Origin of the sequence: Sporosarcina koreensis, assembly GCF_001531445.1 — a bacterium.
GTDB lineage: Bacteria > Bacillota > Bacilli > Bacillales_A > Planococcaceae > Sporosarcina > Sporosarcina koreensis_C.
This window is the reverse complement of the sequence record NZ_LQYA01000053.1, coordinates 118249-136586: the sequence shown is the minus strand read 5'-3', so window position 1 is coordinate 136586 and position 18338 is coordinate 118249. Positions and strand designations below refer to the sequence as shown.

At 44.1% G+C, this 18338-nt stretch carries 23 protein-coding genes; 8 read left to right on the top strand and 15 right to left on the bottom strand.

Annotated features, from left to right (window positions below; genetic code table 11):
• On the bottom strand, positions 1-470 hold a 470-nt coding region (locus tag AWV70_RS09210; protein ID WP_153009936.1), incomplete at its 3' end, for an AAA family ATPase.
• Positions 467-1618 carry an exonuclease SbcCD subunit D gene (locus tag AWV70_RS09205; protein WP_060206372.1) on the bottom strand — a complete coding sequence of 384 codons (1152 nt, stop codon included), beginning with the start codon at positions 1616-1618 and terminating at the stop codon, positions 467-469. The genes AWV70_RS09210 and AWV70_RS09205, both read right to left, overlap by 4 nt.
• A 490-nt stretch (positions 1619-2108) precedes the next feature.
• Between AWV70_RS09205 and AWV70_RS09200 the strand changes: the two genes are divergently transcribed.
• Genes AWV70_RS09200 through AWV70_RS09190 form a run of 3 tightly spaced genes read left to right on the top strand, consistent with a single transcriptional unit; the run spans position 2109 to position 4714 of the window.
• Positions 2109-2852, top strand: a complete 744-nt coding sequence (locus tag AWV70_RS09200) for a metal ABC transporter ATP-binding protein (protein WP_060206370.1) — start codon at positions 2109-2111, stop codon at positions 2850-2852.
• Positions 2852-3706: a metal ABC transporter permease gene (locus AWV70_RS09195; RefSeq protein WP_060206368.1), complete on the top strand. Its 855-nt coding sequence runs from the start codon at positions 2852-2854 to the stop codon at positions 3704-3706. The genes AWV70_RS09200 and AWV70_RS09195 overlap by 1 nt, the downstream gene beginning before the upstream one ends.
• A gap of 60 nt (positions 3707-3766) precedes the next feature.
• Positions 3767-4714 (top strand): metal ABC transporter solute-binding protein, Zn/Mn family, encoded by a 948-nt coding sequence (locus AWV70_RS09190; protein ID WP_060206366.1) that lies wholly within the window; start codon positions 3767-3769, stop codon positions 4712-4714.
• Positions 4715-4770: 56 nt separating this feature from the next.
• On the opposite strand, the gene AWV70_RS09185 is transcribed toward AWV70_RS09190, so the two are convergent.
• Positions 4771-5148, bottom strand: a complete 378-nt coding sequence (locus AWV70_RS09185; RefSeq protein ID WP_060206364.1) for a nucleotide excision repair endonuclease — start codon at positions 5146-5148, stop codon at positions 4771-4773.
• Positions 5149-5372: 224 nt separating this feature from the next.
• Between AWV70_RS09185 and AWV70_RS09180 the strand changes: the two genes are divergently transcribed.
• Positions 5373-5990, top strand: coding sequence for a DUF3298 and DUF4163 domain-containing protein (locus tag AWV70_RS09180; RefSeq protein WP_060206363.1), 618 nt, complete (start codon positions 5373-5375; stop codon positions 5988-5990).
• 44 nt (positions 5991-6034) lie between these two features.
• On the opposite strand, the gene AWV70_RS09175 is transcribed toward AWV70_RS09180, so the two are convergent.
• Together AWV70_RS09175 and AWV70_RS09170 are read right to left on the bottom strand one after the other, a co-directional pair.
• A complete protein-coding gene (locus AWV70_RS09175; protein ID WP_060206361.1) occupies positions 6035-6610 on the bottom strand; it encodes a hypothetical protein in 576 nt (191 codons plus the stop codon).
• A 65-nt stretch (positions 6611-6675) separates the two neighbouring features.
• Positions 6676-7350, bottom strand: a complete 675-nt coding sequence (locus AWV70_RS09170; RefSeq protein ID WP_060206359.1) for an SOS response-associated peptidase — start codon at positions 7348-7350, stop codon at positions 6676-6678.
• An 89-nt stretch (positions 7351-7439) separates the two neighbouring features.
• On the opposite strand from AWV70_RS09170, the gene AWV70_RS09165 reads away from it, so the two are divergent.
• Both AWV70_RS09165 and AWV70_RS09160 read left to right on the top strand, forming a co-directional pair.
• Positions 7440-8201 (top strand): metallophosphoesterase family protein, encoded by a 762-nt coding sequence (locus AWV70_RS09165; RefSeq protein WP_060206358.1) that lies wholly within the window; start codon positions 7440-7442, stop codon positions 8199-8201.
• Complete coding sequence (locus tag AWV70_RS09160; protein ID WP_060206356.1) at positions 8182-8607, top strand: protein-tyrosine phosphatase family protein; 426 nt, start codon at positions 8182-8184, stop codon at positions 8605-8607. The genes AWV70_RS09165 and AWV70_RS09160 overlap by 20 nt, the downstream gene beginning before the upstream one ends.
• Positions 8608-8657: 50 nt before the next feature.
• On the opposite strand, the gene AWV70_RS09155 is transcribed toward AWV70_RS09160, so the two are convergent.
• The 4 genes from AWV70_RS09155 to AWV70_RS09140 all read right to left on the bottom strand — a co-directional run bounded on the left by AWV70_RS09155 (position 8658) and on the right by AWV70_RS09140 (position 13213).
• A complete protein-coding gene (locus tag AWV70_RS09155; protein ID WP_060206354.1) occupies positions 8658-10220 on the bottom strand; it encodes a BCCT family transporter in 1563 nt (520 codons plus the stop codon).
• Between the two features lie 96 nt (positions 10221-10316).
• A complete protein-coding gene (locus AWV70_RS09150) occupies positions 10317-11480 on the bottom strand; it encodes an MFS transporter (RefSeq protein ID WP_060206352.1) in 1164 nt (387 codons plus the stop codon).
• 4 nt (positions 11481-11484) lie between these two features.
• Positions 11485-11892 carry a MarR family winged helix-turn-helix transcriptional regulator gene (locus tag AWV70_RS09145; RefSeq protein WP_060206350.1) on the bottom strand — a complete coding sequence of 136 codons (408 nt, stop codon included), beginning with the start codon at positions 11890-11892 and terminating at the stop codon, positions 11485-11487.
• Positions 11893-12043: 151 nt separating this feature from the next.
• Complete coding sequence (locus AWV70_RS09140) at positions 12044-13213, bottom strand: MFS transporter (protein ID WP_060206395.1); 1170 nt, start codon at positions 13211-13213, stop codon at positions 12044-12046.
• A 166-nt stretch (positions 13214-13379) separates the two neighbouring features.
• Here AWV70_RS09140 and AWV70_RS09135 point away from each other — a divergent pair, with 166 nt between their 5' ends.
• A complete protein-coding gene (locus tag AWV70_RS09135) occupies positions 13380-13820 on the top strand; it encodes a hypothetical protein (protein ID WP_153009935.1) in 441 nt (146 codons plus the stop codon).
• Positions 13821-13924: 104 nt separating this feature from the next.
• Complete coding sequence (locus AWV70_RS09130; protein ID WP_060206346.1) at positions 13925-14158, top strand: YkuS family protein; 234 nt, start codon at positions 13925-13927, stop codon at positions 14156-14158.
• Between the two features lie 38 nt (positions 14159-14196).
• Here the strand turns inward: AWV70_RS09130 and AWV70_RS09125 are convergent, their stop codons facing one another.
• The 6 genes from AWV70_RS09125 to AWV70_RS09100 form a co-directional block, all read right to left on the bottom strand.
• Positions 14197-15402 carry a dicarboxylate/amino acid:cation symporter gene (locus AWV70_RS09125; protein ID WP_414714827.1) on the bottom strand — a complete coding sequence of 402 codons (1206 nt, stop codon included), beginning with the start codon at positions 15400-15402 and terminating at the stop codon, positions 14197-14199.
• A gap of 133 nt (positions 15403-15535) precedes the next feature.
• Positions 15536-15841: a DUF4870 domain-containing protein gene (locus tag AWV70_RS09120; RefSeq protein WP_060206342.1), complete on the bottom strand. Its 306-nt coding sequence runs from the start codon at positions 15839-15841 to the stop codon at positions 15536-15538.
• Positions 15842-15905: 64 nt separating this feature from the next.
• Complete coding sequence (nagZ, locus tag AWV70_RS09115; RefSeq protein ID WP_082713533.1) at positions 15906-17156, bottom strand: beta-N-acetylhexosaminidase; 1251 nt, start codon at positions 17154-17156, stop codon at positions 15906-15908.
• The gene (locus AWV70_RS09110; protein WP_060206340.1) at positions 17147-17533 is read right to left on the bottom strand and encodes a DnaJ family domain-containing protein; all 387 of its coding nucleotides are present in this window, start codon (positions 17531-17533) and stop codon (positions 17147-17149) included. The genes nagZ and AWV70_RS09110 overlap by 10 nt, the downstream gene beginning before the upstream one ends.
• The gene (locus AWV70_RS09105) at positions 17523-17789 is read right to left on the bottom strand and encodes a hypothetical protein (RefSeq protein WP_060206338.1); all 267 of its coding nucleotides are present in this window, start codon (positions 17787-17789) and stop codon (positions 17523-17525) included. Before AWV70_RS09105 ends, AWV70_RS09110 begins: the two co-directional genes overlap by 11 nt.
• 69 nt (positions 17790-17858) lie before the next feature.
• Entirely contained in the window at positions 17859-18338 is a 480-nt protein-coding gene (locus AWV70_RS09100) for a PaaI family thioesterase (RefSeq protein WP_060206336.1), read from the bottom strand.

Sequence of the window (18338 nt, the reverse complement as noted above, 5' to 3'; positions counted from 1 at the left end):
TGCGGGAGCATGACGATCTGGCTGAATTGGGCTTGTGTAAAACCGACAAGCTCCTCGACTTTCCGATTGATTTCCGAAACGATTTGACGATCGACAAAAGGTACTTCTCCGCCATCGACAACTTCGAAAAACTCGCATCGGGCCGATGTTTCGGATTTATTTCCACTTTTCGTATAGGGAATCTGCCTCATAATTCGGTATGTGCGGCGGTTTAGTTCAAAAATCAACTCAACAGCTGTCTGGACAGCATCGTCTGCAAAATCACTTCGCATTGAACGGATGTCCGTTCGATCCTCACCGCTTGCCTGTCCATACAAAGCAAAGCAGATTCCATCGAATATCGTCGTCTTTCCTGCCCCGGTTGCGCCGGAAACCACAAACAGCCGATGCTCTTCAAGCTGGCGGAAATCGATCGTTTCCGTCCCTTTATAAGGGCCAAAAGCTGTCATCGTCAATTGAATCGGCTTCATTTTTCACCGCCTCCTTTGACTTCCTGCAACACTTCTGCAAATATCTTCTCTGTTTCAGCATCGGGCTCCCTATCATTCATCTCGGAATAAAAGAATCGGAAGAGCGTCATATCATCCGGCTTTTCCTTGACTGCCGCAGATTGGTGTTCAATTGTAGCCGATGTCCTCACCAATTTCCTTTCGATATGCATAGCATTCGGATAGACGGACTTCACTTTCTCCATTGGAAATAATACAGGCGTCTCATCATGCAGCCTCACAAATACATAATCATTGCTAGGCGGGTGTGCAAGAATTTCTTCAATCGTCCCTTCGACTGTCCGCATATCATGCAAAGGATTCAGCGCTCTCTTTTCGACCTCTACATTGCCCTCACCGTCCATATCGACGATGAAAAATCCTTTTGCATGCCTTTCCTCTGAAATTGAATATTTCATCGGGGAACCCGAATAGCGGATTTTTTCATTATGGACATAATGCGCCTGATGCAAGTGACCGAGCGCCGTATAATCGAATTGTGTAAACAAGTGGGCAGCAACATATTCCGCCCCCCCGATCGCAAGCGGACGCTCCGAGTCGCTCGTATTCTCCTCTTCTTCGCCAAAAGGAGTAACAAAGGCATGTCCCACAAATACATGACGTGCATTCCCATCCATCGATTTTCTAATCCGTTCGACGACTTTCTCCATCGCCGTATGGTGGTCGACAACATCATTGTCCTCATATAAATGTTTCACAATCGACGGATCACAATACGGCACCAGATGGAAGTGGACTTCTCCAAAAGAATCTGTCAGAACGACCGGATCGAGTTGCACTGACATCTGGCCGACGATATGAAATCCGTTCGATTGCATCAATCTGCCGCCGAATTGCAGGCGTCCAGGACTATCGTGGTTCCCTGCAACCGCAATGACTGGCGTTTTCAGCTCCATGACAATTTCCCACAGCACATCATCCAATAGCGCGACGGCTTCCGGCGGCGGGACCGCCCGATCGTACAGATCGCCCGCAATGACAACCGCATCGGGCTTCTCCTCTCGTACAGCATCCACGAATTGGCGTAGGACATGTCGCTGCTCTTCCGTCATATGAACGCCTTGCACCAGCTTGCCAAGATGCCAATCGGCAGTATGGAAAAACTTCATTCTTTCAACCCCCTACATACTCTATATTTTCTTTCCTATCAAAAACGCATAAATCCCACAAAGTACGCATAACGCCCTTTAACCGCGCATAAACGTCTGCAAACATGCATATATCCCAAAATCGGCGCATAAGAAGGATTGCACCCCATGTAATCTACCATTCATTTTACAGTAAACTACACGTATTGGAATATTATTTATGAAAAAGGGGAATTAAGTAATTACAAATCCTTAGTCCAAAATTTATTCACGCACATAAAATTATTTCTTCTAAAAGTGAAAAAAGTCTTTACACTTAATTTGTTTTATACTATAATTAAAAAAGTTGCACCAGGGAAACTTTTTCTTGAACCTGAATTTACACATTCACTTTAGAAGCAAACTGACGATATACTAATTTTAATTCGTAGAAAAAATCCCCCTTTTTTTACACTATAAGTTGTACAAGGGAAAGTTTTTATTACTCAACTCGAATTTAGGAGGCAAAATGATGTCTGATATTATTTCTGTGAAAGACGTTTCGGTTTCCTACTTTGGGAAGCAAGTTCTAGAGGACGTCTCTTTCGAATTCAAATCCGGTAACTTAATCGGCATACTGGGTCCGAATGGAGCAGGCAAATCTACATTGATGAAAGCAATGCTTGGATTAATTCCAAAAGATAAAGGAACAATTGAAATTAATTCCAAACCATTAAAAGTTTTCAGAAAGAAGATTGCTTATGTTCCACAACGTTCGAATATCGATTGGAACTTTCCGATTACGGTGAAAGACACAGTTGTTATCGGTACTTATCCGTTATTAGGTCTTTTCCATAGACCGCGTAAAGAAGATAAAGAGTGGGCAATGTGTTGCTTGGAGCAAGTCGGGATGGTGGATTTTGCCGATCGCCAAATCGGTGAGTTGTCGGGCGGTCAACAACAACGTGTATTTCTTGCACGGGCACTTGCTCAAAAGGCGGATTATTTCTTTTTAGATGAACCATTTGTCGGAATTGATGTTTCCAGCGAAGATGTGATCATAGGAATCTTAAAAAAATTACAGAGTGAAGGGAAAATTGTATTTGTAGTCCATCACGACTTGACGAAAGTGAAAAACTATTTTGATGAACTTGTGTTGATCAATAAGCAACTTATTGATGCCGGTCCGGTTCAAAAAGTCTTCCAATCCGAAAATATGACACGAGCTTACGAAAGGCCAGTTTCAATGCTAAGTGATTTGGGGGTTGAAATGTAATGGGTTTTCTGCATGATTTACAAACCTACGCGTTTTTACAAAAGGCCTTTGTAACATCCATAATGGTCGGCATCATTTGTGGGGTCATCGGCAGTTTCATCATCCTTCGCGGTATGGCATTAATGGGAGACGCAATATCACACGCCGTATTGCCAGGAGTCGCCATTTCCTACATGCTTGGCATCAATTACTTCTACGGTGCTGTATTCACCGGCATCTTAACAGCATTCGGGATTGGTGCAATCACTCAAAACAGCCGCATTAAAAGTGACTCATCGATTGGCCTGGTATTCTCTGCATTTTTTGCACTCGGTATCATTTTAATAACCAAAGCAAAAAGCGCAACTGATTTAACACAAATTCTTTTCGGTAATGTTTTAGCAGTACGATCATCCGACATGTGGTTGACCTTAGCAATCGGCAGCCTAGTCATTCTAGTCGTCATTATCTTCTACAAGGAGCTGCTCGTATCTAGTTTTGATGAAACGATGGCTGCGGCGTATGGTTTGAAGGTCCGTTTCATTCACTACGCCATCATGTTTCTACTCACACTTGTAACAGTAGCATCTTTACAAACCGTAGGCGTCATTCTTGTCGTATCCATGCTCATAACACCAGCTTCCACGGCCTATCTTTTAACAAACCGGCTTTCCATAATGGTCTTGCTCGCATCATTCTTCGGTGCCTTGTCAGCCATTATAGGATTATACTTCAGCTTTGAATACAACATGCCTTCAGGACCGGTCATTGCATTGGCAACAACAGGGTTATTTCTGTTAGCATTCCTATTCTCACCTAAACAAGGGATTGTGTTCAGGAAAATCAAAGCATTCAATCGGAAGAAACTTGCTTGATAAAAAACTGTCACGAAAAGCTTTTAATTAAATTTCAGAGAACAAGGAGCAGATTTGAAAATGAAAAAATTTATTACATGGATTGGTTTATCTCTGATATCCGTCTTTTTTCTGTCAGCTTGTGGAGATGACGGGCAATCAGAAAGCAATGGAGCGAAAGGCGACGAGCTACTTAAAGTCGTAACATCATTTACAATCATCGCCGATATGGCAAGAGAAATCGGCGGGGACTTAGTCGAAGTCTATAACCTCGTACCGACTGGAACAGACCCACATGAATATGAGCCATTACCCGATGATATTAAAGCTGCAACCGATGCTGATGTCCTTTTCTATAATGGTCTAAACCTTGAGGGAGGAAAAAAAGGCTGGTTCTTTAAAATGATTGATACAGTTAATCAGAAAGACGAGAATGTTTTCAGCTTGACTGAGCGTGTAGAACCAATGTATTTGACAGGCGATGATGGCCGTGAAGAGGAGATCAATCCACATGCATTCATCGATCCTGCTGTTGGGGTGAAGATGGCTGAGGATATGCGTGATATACTTGTGAAAAAACATCCCTCTAAAAGTGATGAAATACAACAACGTGGGGATGCGTATGTACAACGTTTGAAAGAATTAGATACAGAATACGAAGAGCGAATTAAAGATATACCAGAGAAAAAACGCACATTGGTCACAAGTGAGCGCGCTTTCCAGTACATGACTTCCCATTATGGATTAAAAGAAGCTTATATTTGGGAAATCGATACAGAAGAGAACGGTTCACCGACTCAAATTAAAAATTTGGTCAACTTTATCAAAACACATGAAGTGCCCGTCCTGTTTATCGAATCCAACGTAGACCCACGTCCAATGGAAACAGTAGCTAACGAAACTGGGGTCCCTGTTGCTGAAAAGAAAATCTATTCGGACGAAATAGGTAAACCAGGTGATGAAGTCGATACGTATGTAAAATACTTGAAATACAATATTGATTTGATTCACGATGAATTAAGCAGATAATTATAACACCCTCATTCCGGCTGTGGTACTAGCTGGCATGAGGGTGTTTCTTTCACTCAATCCTTATAAAACACTTTGTCTACATTATATTTTGCACGCAATGTATTGATGATATAGGTTTCATAGATTTCTCGTTCCATCGCATCATCAACAATGATGACGGAAATCTTATTGATTTCATTTCGATGGTTTTTAACTGGGGATACATTATCTTCAAGATGCTTTTTCACGCGTTGGCGAAGCTTTCTTGCTTTTCCTGCGAATAGCAATTCATCACTTTTGCTGTAAAAAAGGATGAGTCCTCCTTTATCGCGTGGAATTTCATGAAGATCGATAAAACCATTGATTGGTTTGATCGGTGCTTCGTCGGCTTTCATTTCTTGCTGGCGTTGCCGAATCGTAACATCCGGATTCGGAATTGTAATTGAGATCATCCATTTTCACGTCCTCTTCTTTTGTGAATCTAAATCCTACCATAAAATGAGTTCGTTTGCGAACGCCGTCACGAAGAACGGCGTTTGCGAGCACAAACGAAGCGTTGCGAGCACATCTTTGCGAACACGAGCGAAGCGTTGCGAAGCTCATTTCCATATAGAGTGATCTTCCCGAGTCTTCCTTTCATATACTATACAACTACCTAGAAGGAAGGAAGTTTACATTGCAAGATTTCCCCTTACTCATCCAAACAAAGAAGCTGCCACATGCTTCTTCTAAAGTGAAAGTTTATTACCCCGTTATTACACAGATGGGAGATGCGATCATTCAACGGAAGCTGAATAGCACCATCATTCATACACTAAATGAACTCCTTGTCGAACAGAATTTTTACGCTAAAGAGCTCGTTGAATTGCTGGCCAGTTTTGAAATTAAGAATAACCAGCGAGGAATTCTAAGCTTAAATTTAATCGTCTATTCATTTACTGGCGGTGCCCATGGCATGACGATCATCAAGTCGCTTACGTTTGATACGAAAACCGGCAAACAATATGAATTGAACGACCTATTCAAACCAGGAAGCGATTATGTGAAAAAGCTATCTGACATAATTCGCGAAGACATAAAGAAATGGGACGTTCAATTATTATATCCCCCATTCAAAGAAATCCGGCCTGATCAGGATTTTTACATTGCTGATACATCACTCGTCATCTATTTCCAGCTGTACGAAATCACGCCATACGTATGGGGATTCCCTTACTTCCCGATTCCAATTCTGGACTTAGCCGATATCATTCAACCGCAAGGACCTCTCGATCGGATGATGTCATTCACATAACAAAAGTGCAGGGCGCTCTTTATCATTGCTCGTAACGCTTCGCTTTAGCTACGCGCGTTTTTATGTGATTTTTTATAGCGGAAACCGATTAATAGGATGACTAATCCTAACATAAAAATAGTGAAAATCCACCATGGAAAAGCGGTTTCATCTTCAACCAGGCCCTCCTGCAAACTGCTCACTTCCTGTCCTTCACCCAAAGCATTCAAATCTTCTGTCGCATTGGAGATTTTAGTTGTCCTGTGGCAAATCGTAGTAGATAAAGTGCCCTCCACGTACATATTGCTTATTGACGCATAAACAAGATAGTTTTGTCCCTTTTCAAAAGAAAATCCACAATCGCCGTCATCATTTCCTGTAGTGATTACCATTTCGGATTCAACTGTACCCTTCCAAGCTTTATCCACTTTGAAATGGACTGTTTTTCCATAGGAACCTCCAAACAATTTCTTATTCTCAATAATCTCCACTACTTCCCCACTGAATACAACATTCGCCTCATCCAACGCATCTTCCGGCGGCGGTGGCATGACGCATGAGCAGGCGGACGCGTCAAGTGGTTTCCACCATAACAAAATCAAGAACAATAGCCCGATAGGAATTATTTTCTTAACTCGCAAGCTACTCCATCCTCTCCCTCTTTATCAAGTAGACGAAGGAGTGATTGATTCGTTTCAAATTTCAATTAACAAACAGGCGCGATGAGCGACGCTTCATTATTCTTCGGTGAATTCACGGCAGATGAGACACTATATGCATCCATTTGATTTTCATCGAACGGGCGCAACATATTCCCCAGGAAATCAACATCATCGATTCGCGGATTAAGCCACGCCGCTTCATCCTCCCTTTTCAAAATGACAGGCATCCGGTCATGGATAGGTTCCATCAAATCATTTGGCTCAGTCGTGATGGCGGTGCACGTATAGATGACCTTTCCGTCCGGAGACTGCCAAGATTCCCACAGCCCCGCTATTGCAAACAGTTCATCCGTCTTCATTTTTATGCGCATTGGGATCTTCTTCCCGTCCTTCCGCTGCCATTCATAAAACGAATCGGCCGGAAGGATACAGCGCTGTTTCTGGAACGCTTTCCGAAAGCTTGGTTTTTCGGCAACCGTTTCAGCTCGTGCATTGATCATTTTACAACCGATTTTCTCGTCCTTTGCCCACGGAGGAATGAGTCCCCAACGCAGACCGCCTAAACGGTTTTTACGACCGTCGTTAATGATAGCGACCACTTGCTGAGAAGGAGCGATGTTGTAACTCGGTATATAATCACTTTCTGGAAATGCCGATTCAATATCAAATCGCTCGATGATTTCATAATACGGGGCAAATAAAGTGAAGCGGCCACACATAGAAACCCTCCTACTTTCATGATAATTTAGTTAATGATACCATTGCTATTGGGTAGTTTCATGAAAAATGGCATGAAAGGGTGTTTTCAATGAAGAGAACGCTTGTTATCAGCGATATTCACGGAGAGCTGGAGTTATTTGAGGAGCTATTACAAACAACCGGGTATGATTCCACTCAGGATCAACTCATTCTATTAGGGGACTATATCGACCGGGGACCAGATTCAAAAGAGGTCCTAACCAAAGTGATGAAACTGAAGGACGAAGGGGCTGTCGTCCTAAAAGGGAATCATGAAGATATGATGGTGAGGGCATTAGTAGCTGGCGAAGAAAGGGTTTGGAAAAACTGGATCAACCGGAATGGCGGCACTGAAACTTTGAAAAGCTATGGTTTTGCAGAAAGTGACTTCAAAGTTGAGGATGAGGAACCGTTCGTAACGCCGGCTATTCATTCTAATGAACTGGAAGCGCATCTTCAATTCATCCAAAATCTTGATACATACTTGGAATGGGATGACACGATTTTCGTCCATGCAGGCGTCCATCCGGAAAAACCGATTGAAGAGACCGATCCTTACGAGCTCATTTGGATTCGGGACATCTTCCATAACGGTTATTGTGGTGAAAAGACGGTTATTTTCGGACATACCCCGACAAAGAACTTACATAAGGACAAGCAAGGTTGTTCAGTATACTTTGGCGAGAACCGAATTATTGGCATCGATGGCGCTGCCGTATACGGCGGGCAATTAAACTGTCTCCAGCTCCCCGAAAAAAACGTGTACTCCGTTAAAGCAAAAGTAAAAAGGAACTTGAAGAAAGGTGAAATTCATGACAAACAAACCGTATAAGGCATTGGTGAGGGATCGGATCTTTTTCGGTGGCGTTGATGCGATTGATGAGTTGCGGAAAGATGAAAAAATCGATGTCATCTACGACTTGCGTGCAAAAGTGGACGGTCCTCTTCCAAGCAACATCAGCGTTCATCAACCGTTGCTCGATGATGAGAATGAACAGGATAATTCCATCCGTGAAGCAGTGGATAAAGTGATGGAAGCATACAAAGAAGGGAAAAACGTCTATTTCCATTGCAATACAGGGAGAGGACGCGGCGGCACACTCGCGGCAGCCACATTGCTTGAATTGGGCAAAGCGGAAAATGTGGAGGAAGCAGAACTGATGACTCAAGCAATCCGCCCCGAAACAAACATCAAGCCCGCATTCAAAGCCGCATTGAATCGGCTTTATGGAAAGTGAAATAAAGTGGAGGCCGGGGATTTCCCCGCCTCCACTTTTTTGTTCGAAAATTATTTCCGCTTCCTGCTTGCCTTCTTTTTCACTTCCTGCTCAATCTTCTCAAAACGCCTTATATCAGTCGGCCTGACTGTAATCGGCTCCTTCCTCAACAACTTCCCTAAGGAAAATATGAGCAAAATGAGAAACAGCGTAAATGGAAGAGCAGAAACAAGTGAAGCTGACTGCAACGCCTCCAAACCGCCGGCATATAGTAAAACTGCCGCAATCGCAGACATGAGGAACCCCCAAATCATTTTGACGATAAGCGGCGGGAATAAGCTCCCTTTCGTCGTCATACTTGCCAATATATATGTTGCAGAATCTGCAGAGGTGATTAAGAAAGTAAAAATAAGAACGATCGCCAAAAATGAAACGGCGCCAGTGAGTGGCAAGTGCTTGAGCGTTTCAAAAATGGCAGAAGTGACATCCGCATCAACGGCTTCGGCAATCTGCGTTCCATTATTCAAATCGCTATATAACGCTGTACCGCCCAATGTGGCAATCCACATGCATGCGAATACAGGCGGAATAATCATAACCCCCGCAATGAACTCGCGTATTGTACGGCCTTTCGATACGCGGGCAACAAAAGCACCGACGAAAGGCGACCAAGCAATCGTCCATGCCCAGTAAAAGATCGTCCACTCTCTCACCCAAGTTCCGCCTTGATACGGCTGAAGCCGCAAACTATATCGGATGAAATTATTTATATAGTCTCCGATTGCCAATGTAAAGCTTTCCAAAATGAACACTTTTGGCCCGACGAAAAAGAAGAAGACGAGCAGTGCGATTGCCATCGCTAAATTGAAGTTGCCCAAATACGCGATTCCTTTATTCAGACCCGTTGATGCCGAAAGCATATATGCAATAAAAACGATAAAAATAATGATGAGCTGAATCCAAAACGTATTCTTTGTATGAAATACATATTCCAGACCGCCGCTCATCTGCAACACACCCATGCCAAGTGATGTCGCGATCCCCATCACTGTTGCAATAACAGCGAATGAGTCGATGCCTGTCTTCAAATGCCTGTTTGACCCTACCAAGGGCTCAAGCGCTGTAGAAATAAGACCATCTTTCCGTTTTCGGAACTGTAGAAAACCGATGACAAGCCCGACAATGCCAAAAATGCCCCATTGAGAAATTCCCCAATGGAAGAACGAATAGCCCATAGCAATACGGGCAGCTTCTTGCGAATGCGGTTCGACGTCTTTAAGAGGTGAAGTGAAGTAATGGCTCATCGGTTCAGCGACTCCCCAGAATACGAGCCCGACTCCAAACCCTGCTGAAAACAGCATGCCGATCCAAGTGAAAAACGGATAATCGGGCCGCTCTTCATCCCCTCCTAAGCGTATCGCACCGAATTTACTAATTGCCAAACCAATTAAAAAAATGATGATGATGAAGACGGTCAATAAATAAAACCAACCAAACTTCGCCGTCGTAAACCCGTATAATTGCCCTGCCACCTTTCCAAATGGCTCAGGTATGACCGCCCCTAGGACGACAAGCAGTAAAATCGCCACTGCTGATATTGAAAACACCGGATTCTTCCAAAACTTCCTGTCCAAAACAAAATCGACTCCCACTAAACATAGTTACAGAGTCTATACCCTAAATTGTAGTAAAGTAACGTACAACTCAAAAATGAAAAACGGCGATGTCTTTCAACTCCGCCGTTTACGGGTAATCAATATATATAACGCAAGCACTGCAAGTACGAGAAGTCCAGATAGCATATATACATTCCGATATCCCATTTGAACCGCAACAATTCCTAAAACATATGATCCGATAGCCAAGCCGGAGTCGAATAATGTAAAGAAAGTCGCTGTCGCATATCCGCTTCTTTGATGGGTCGTCGATTGGATGGCAAGCGTCTGCATGCTCGGAACGAGCGCCCCATAACCTAATCCGACAAACGCTCCCGCAACTAGGAAGGGTCCAGCAGAATTCATGAAAGATAGAATGAACAGTCCGAAGAAGAAGAATAGGAAGCCGGGTATCAAAATATAAGCAGGACCTTTTTCGTCAAAAATCCTTCCAGTAAACGGCCGCGTTATAAGCATCACTGCCGCAAAGACGACAAAAAAGAAACTCGCAAGCGGTAATAAGCCTTTCTCTTGCGCATAGATCGACAAATAGGAAAGGACACTGGCATATGAAAATGCGATCAAACTTGCCAAAAACGCAATTGGCATCGCTTTTTTCTCGAACAGGTCATTCCATGTAAAACCCTTCGCCCGATTTTCATTCCGTCCAATTTCCACTTCGGGAATAAGGAGTGCCACAAGCGCTCCAATAATCATCAACACACTCATCAAGATGAATAAAGCATCATAGGAGTAAGATTGAATGACGAATAGGGCGATGAACGGCCCGATGACGACAGCCAAGTTCGTTGACATGACGTAATAGCCAAGCCCGGCCCCCCGCCTTGTTGTAGGAACGATGTCCGCGGCCAGTGATCCAGCCGCTGTCGTGACGATACTGAACCAGATCCCTTGGAAAAAGCGCAATGCAAGCAACCCTTCAAACGGCGTAATGAAATAATAAAGCACAGTACAAATGAGATAGAAGAACAAACTTACCAGCAGCATTTTCCTTTTGCCGACTATGTCCAGCAGCTTGCCGGTAAACGGTCGGACAATGATAGCGGACACTAAGAAAATGGTCATCAATAAACCTGCTTCTTCATCCGTTCTGCTCAATGCATCTTTTGCATAGAGCGGCAAAGTCGAGACTAAGCCGTAAAACACAATAAATACCGATAAATTCGTCAGGAATAGACTTATAAACGGCTTTGTCCAAATCGGTTCTTTCATATTCATTCAATCATTCTCCTTTATTGTCTATTTTTTTCAGTAAGGCCATGAGAAGTTCCTCTTCTTCTTCAGAAAGGCCTTTCAGACTCTCCTCCTCAAATTGAATGATCGTCTTTTGAATTTCTGCTAGCTGCGAAAGCGCATTTGCTGAAAGCATGACATATTTTTCACGCCTGTCCTTCCCTTCTCGGGTTTCCAGCCAGCCCATCTGCTCCAACCGATTGACAGTCCTAGTGACCGTTGGTGCTTCTACATTCAAGTATCTCCAAATCTGCGTCAAGGTCATCTCTCCATTTTGATAGATGCAGTAAATAACCGTCCATTGAGCAGCAAACAAGCCATGTTCTTTCAATGCCAGATTCAGCTCCTTACTCAGCAAGCGTGATCTTTGAAACAGTTCGTGAATTAATGGATTCATTTTCAACACCCCATTGTTTACTTAGGTAACTAATAAAGTATACGCCTATTCAAATTACATGTAAAGACATCAAAAAAAGGCCGCCAACTGAATGACAGCCTTTCACTTTAGCACCTATTCAATTAATTCCTCTCCGAAAGCGAGTATTTCATCAATTCGTGGTTGGTGAAGTGATTTTCTGATCCTTGGGCAAAGCCAGTCCTACAAGACCGATGAACGGCAAGAAGGAGGCGATGACCATCGTCGGAAAGATCCCGATCGTATCCATAAAATTCCCTATAACAACCGCCCCTATCGCTCCCATCCCGAACGCCAAGCCGACTGTCAAACCAGCCATTGTTCCAATTTTGGTCGGTACAAGCTCCTGTGCATATATGACAGTAACAGTGAAGCTGAGCATGATGAAAAATCCAATTGCCACTAGCAACACCCCTACTGCCCATAGTGGAACATGCGGCAGCAAAAGGCAGAGCGGCAATGGAACTAACAACGATAACACGATGACATTCTTCCTTCCAATCCGGTCGGCCCATGGTCCTCCGAAAAACGTCCCTGCAGCACCAAGTGCCATGAAAAGGAATATGTATATCTGGCCTTGCTCAATCTTTAACCCATAGCCATCCATCAAGTAAAAGATATAGAAGCTAGTCACATTCGTGACATAGAAGGAACGGGCAAAAATGATGACCAGCAATAAAGTGAGTGCAATCCCAATTTGTTTTTTGGTTAAATCGCCTAGTGAAGAAAGCAACAGTTTTTTACGATTGTTCTTTTTATCTGACTCCAACTGGCGTTTATACCATGCCGAAATTTTGGACAATATGAAAATCCCAAGAGCTGCCACTACAATGAAAACGGCTGCCCCCTTTTGACCGAGCGGCACTAAGACGAATGCGCTGATCAGCGGTGCCAATGCTTGTCCCGAGTTCCCGCCGACTTGGAAAATCGATTGGGAAAGCCCTCTTTTATTCCCCGCTGCCAAGAAAGACACGCGCGAGCCCTCCGGATGGAATACCGCGGAACCAAGACCAAGTATAATGACCGACACGAGAATAAGCCAATAGCTTGGCGCGATTGCCAAACCCGCCATTCCGATAAGCGAGAAGGTCATGCCGATCGGAAGTGCAAATGGCATCGGCTTCCTGTCACTGAAATAACCGACGACGGGCTGTAGGACGGACGCGACCATATTCAACGCAAAAAAGATGTATCCAAGCTGCGTAAAGCTTAATCCTCTTTCTTTTTCCAACACTGGAAACATTGCCGGTATGACCGCCTGAAGTGTATCATTCAGCAAATGACAGGCCCCGATGGCAAACATGATCGGATATACCGGATTGGATGGATTCTGTGTATGATTACTGGAAGTCAACGAAATCCCCACGCTTTATCAATAATTTTGAACAATATGTCCAGTATACAGCAATTCGAAGAGTGAATGTTAAGAATGCCGTAAAAACACATTTTCCATGTGGACGGCCGTTAAATTGTCGGTTTTCGGGGTAGATTGCATAGGACTAGCATTTGAAAGGATTGAAATTGAAATGGCAGCCTTTGGCAATGTATCAGTGATGGCTTTGTTTCCGGCAACCCTCCTGTTGCTCACTATGGAAATCGTCCTGGCCTCTTACAAATCATTTTCCCCTAAATGGACAACGAGGCTGGCTTATGGCAATCTCCTCATTAATGTCGCTTGGACAATTCTCATCATCGTCATTCTTCTCAATCCGTCGCTCATCTTGCCTCATCTTGCCGATGTGTTGGCGGAAGTGTTCCAAAGGTCGCCTGATGATATTATTCCGCAGGTCCATCTGATTGTCATGGTTGTCGGACTTGCTTCGATTGTTACCACTATCATCGATGCTTTCACAGGTTTTAGAAAACTGAAGAACGAAAATGGCGAAGTGAACGAAGCAACGCGAGAGTGAAATGAGCCTTTGACGAAATATCGCTTTCAAATTTCATGTGTTTATTAGAAACATTTCCGGGAAAATAGAGACTGGAAGCACTTTAGAAATTGGAGGTGATCCATATGGCAAAGGTTGCCGTCGAGAACCCTTTCGACGATGTAAAATTGGCATTGGAGGAAAAGGGGCACGAAGTGAAAATGTTTGAAAGTGATGAGAACTTGAACGGCTATGATATCGGTGTCGTGCGGGCGATCAGCGATGTGAATGTCGATCAATTCGATTTCCCTGTCGTCGGTATCCATGGAATGTCAGTTCAAGATGTCGTGGATGAAGTTGATAAGCGTTTGCAACGGTAAAAAGAGACCGGAATCCGAGGATTCCGGTCTTTTACTTGTCATTCACTGTCTAATGCCTTCTCCGTGCCTGCGACGACGACTGCTGCAGAAGCATCTCCAACGACGTTCACTGACGTCCTCATCATATCAAGCACCCTGTCAATGCCGGCAATCAATGCAATCCCTTCAAGCGGCATATTCACCGATGTCAATACCATCGCAAGCATAATCATTCCGGCCCCAGGAACGCCAGCTGTACCGATTGATGCCAAAATGGTAATGAGGACAACTGTCAACAGCTGAAGGAACGATAACTCCAAATTGTAGAATTGGGCGATAAAAATGACGGCAACGCCTTGATAAATAGCAGTGCCATCCATGTTGACAGTAGCACCGAGCGGCAGGACGAAGCTCGATATCCTATTCGGCACCCCTAGGTTTTCATTCGTATTTTTAATCGTCACGGGAAGCGTCCCCGAGCTACTGCAAGTACTGAAGGCAACAAGCGCTGCAGGCGAAATCCCTTTGAAAAACCTCTTCGGATTCATTCCTGCAAATGTCTTCACCGCCGTCGAATAAACGATGACAGCGTGAAGGATACAGGCGATGTATACTGCCAAAATCACTTTGACGAGTGGCAACAGGACGGATAGCCCGTATTGCCCGACAACGGGGGCAAGTAAGCCTAAAATGCCTATCGGCGCCACTTTCATGACAATCCCTGTTATTTTGTACATCACTTCGGCGAAGCCTTCAAAAAACGAATAGACCGGACGCGCTTTTTCTCCGACTAATGTAATGGCAAGGCCGATGAACAATGCAAAGAAGATGATTTGCAATATGCTGCCGGACGCCAAGGCACTGAATGGATTCTCAGGTACAATATTTAATATTGTCGTAATCGCACTTTGCGGTTCCTGCGTCGCGGATTCCGGAGCTACCAATCCGTCGGAGGAAATGGATAAGCCTTTCCCCGGTGATATAAGGAATGCGACGGCAAGCCCTATGACGATAGCAAGTCCAGTTGTCGCCAAATAATAGGCGACCGTCTTCATTCCCATCCTCCCGAGCTGCTTCGGATCGGATGTACCTGCAACACCGACGACCAAGGTGGATAAAATGAGCGGAGCAATGATGAATTTAATTAATCGTAAAAATAAATCCCCAAATGGCTTCAGAAAATCAATGGAACTTCCGAACAAACCGCCTAAAATAATAGCTAACACGAATGCGATAAAAATTTGCGTTACCAAGTTGAATTTGATTTTCATGCTTCTCCCCTTTCTTTAAGTTGTACGTAATCTTGCTACTACCAACATATACAACTCGCATGCGTAACATGAATGAAAATGAACAATAAAAAAGCCCCCAGAACGCTTTCGCGTAAAGGGGGAACGATCAGAACCATCTGCCGACAATCGGATAATTATATGTTTCACCTTGCAGCGATTTCACAATCCCTAAGATCGGAACGATGATTGTCATCAAACCGAAAACGATGATCATCGGAATGCCGATCAAGAAAAGTATCAAAATCACCGATATGATAATCAATGCGCCCATCATTAATTGGAACAATAGTGCCTGGATGGACAACCTTTTCACTTCTGGATCATCCACAACTAAAAAGATGATGAACGGAACAAGGAATGGTGCAAAAAATGCGCTAGCATGAACAAGCACTTTCAAACCTGTATTTTCCATATCGTGACCTCCTTGTTTTCTACTGTAGTATGTTATACGGATAACGTAGGAGGAAGTTTCACTTTCATTCGATTAATTCATTGAATTTGCGTTCGATAGAATCCAAATCAAGTTCTTCAATTTGGACATCTTTCAGGTTGTAACGTTCCTTCAGCTCTAAAATCCGCCTGACACTTTCATCGATTCGTTCTTCAGAAATAGTCCCTGCCTGTACCGCAGATTTCAATGCCTCGAATGTACCGACCTGATTTTCATAATCACCGGCGATCAACAGCAAATCACTGCCTGCGATGAAGGACTGGATAGCGGCATCCGGCACTGTATAATCATTGACGATTGCTCCCATCGTCAAGTCGTCTGTAATGACGACACCTTCAAAATCCATTTCCTCGCGCAACAGACCCGTAATGATCTTCTTCGATAAAGAAGATGGGTACTTATCATCGAGTTCCGGGAACATGATATGCGCCACCATGATCACATCAGCCTTTTCTTCAATCGCCCGTTGAAAAGGGATCAGCTCGGTTTCATGCAGCTCCTCGACCGACTTTTCAATGACCGGGAGCGACTTATGGGAATCTACATGGGTGTCCCCGTGCCCCGGAAAATGTTTGACGACCGAGATGATTCCGTTATCAGACATCCCCCGCATAACTTCCATCCCCAAAGCTGCGACTTCTTCAGAATCTGCCGAGAATGCCCGGTCTCCGATGACAGGGTTTTTCGGATTGCTATGCACATCCAAGACAGGCGCATAGTTCATGTTATAGCCGAAAGCGTGCAACAGGTCCGCGAGATACGCACCGGTTTCATAAGCAAGCGTTTTATCACCGATCCGTCCAATGTATTCAGCAGCGGGCAATTTTTTCATGCTGGAAGGCAGGCGGGACACTCGCCCCCCTTCTTCATCAACCGAGACAAAAAGAGGGATTTTATAACCGGCATTAGCTTTCTTGCTTTCATTCAATAATTTCACAATCCCCGCAGGGTAGGAAACATTCTTCCCCAATAAAATGATGCCCCCTACATGATACAGGCGAATAAGATGATCCAATTCATCACCGTACGTCTTTCCCTCCATCCCAACGATAAGCAATTGGCCGATCTTTTCTTCCAATGTCATACCTTCCATCAACTCATCCACCTTGGAGAACGTAATTTCCGATGATTCTACCACTTGATGCCTCTCACTGAAAGAAGGGGATTCCTTTCCGATTTCCTGTACTGACGGATTGCATCCACCCATGATGAAGAATGTGCAGATGATAAACCAACCTACGTTACGTTTCGCCCAACGCTTGAAGGCTAGCCCCAAACTTCTTTTGCCCTCTCAAGGGAATCAAGTGAAATACGGCCCTTCAACATCGGTGGTGGACAATGTTTATTATGCTCTGCAATTTTCTCATTCACTGCTTCCACACGCTTTTGCAGATCACCCTGTTCACCGCTCGATGCCAACGTTGCGATTTCGTGGATCATTCCGCTGATTTCGTGCTGCAATTTCAACCAATGCGGTTTATAGCCCGCGTCTTTTGCAATCCGCTGAAAATGCTGAAATGTATCACCAGAAAAATATTCTTTCGGCAATGGTTTTCCGAAGCCCTTCAATTTCTCCATGCCGTCTTCATTCTCACGCTTTTTCAACATATCGCCGATCAGGTCATTGTATGGAGGCTTCGAATTATCGGACATTCTTATCCACTCTTTCGTCGATTTTTAGTAAATCATTTTTGCCTGATGTATAATCGAGCTTCATTTGCTCCAACTCCAGCTTCATCTTTTCTGTTTCGATTATGAAGTTCTGTTGTTTCAGTTTTTCCAATTCGATCTCTTCACGAACGATATCCGCCTTGAACCTCATCGTTTTACGCTTGTAATCCGTAATAATCGCAGTGATTGGAACACACATCACAATCCCAACAATTATTATTCCTGTTAAGTATGCCATTTCCATTTGCCTCCGCTCTTACATTCAATCTTTCATCCATTTCCACCGTCAAACTTTCACAGGCTCATTTTACTTTGTGATAAATGTCTTTGGCATGACAACCCCAACAAGTTCACCGGTAGCACATAGATCTTCTCCAGCAAAAACTTCCACATCCACTTTCCATTTCTTCGGATGAATCTCTTCAACTGTTCCGACCGCTTTCAGCACTTTCCCTTGCGGAGTCGGCTTTAAATAATTCACGTTCAACGAAGCGGTGACAAAGCGAGGCACTTCCGCATCGTCTCCGGGTTCATGCCCATTCTTCCGATACAAGGCAAGCGCGCACGACCCCGTTCCGTGACAATCAACGAATGAAGCAATCAACCCTCCGTACACAAATCCCGGAATCGCCATATGCTTCTCCGAAGGTTCATAATATGTAACTGTTTTTTCCCCATCCCATCCAGTTCGGAAATGATACCCATCCTCATTGAGCCGGCCGCATCCGAAGCACCAGGCAAAATCATCTGCATAAAAGTCCTGAATCGCATTTTCCAGTTTCGTCAT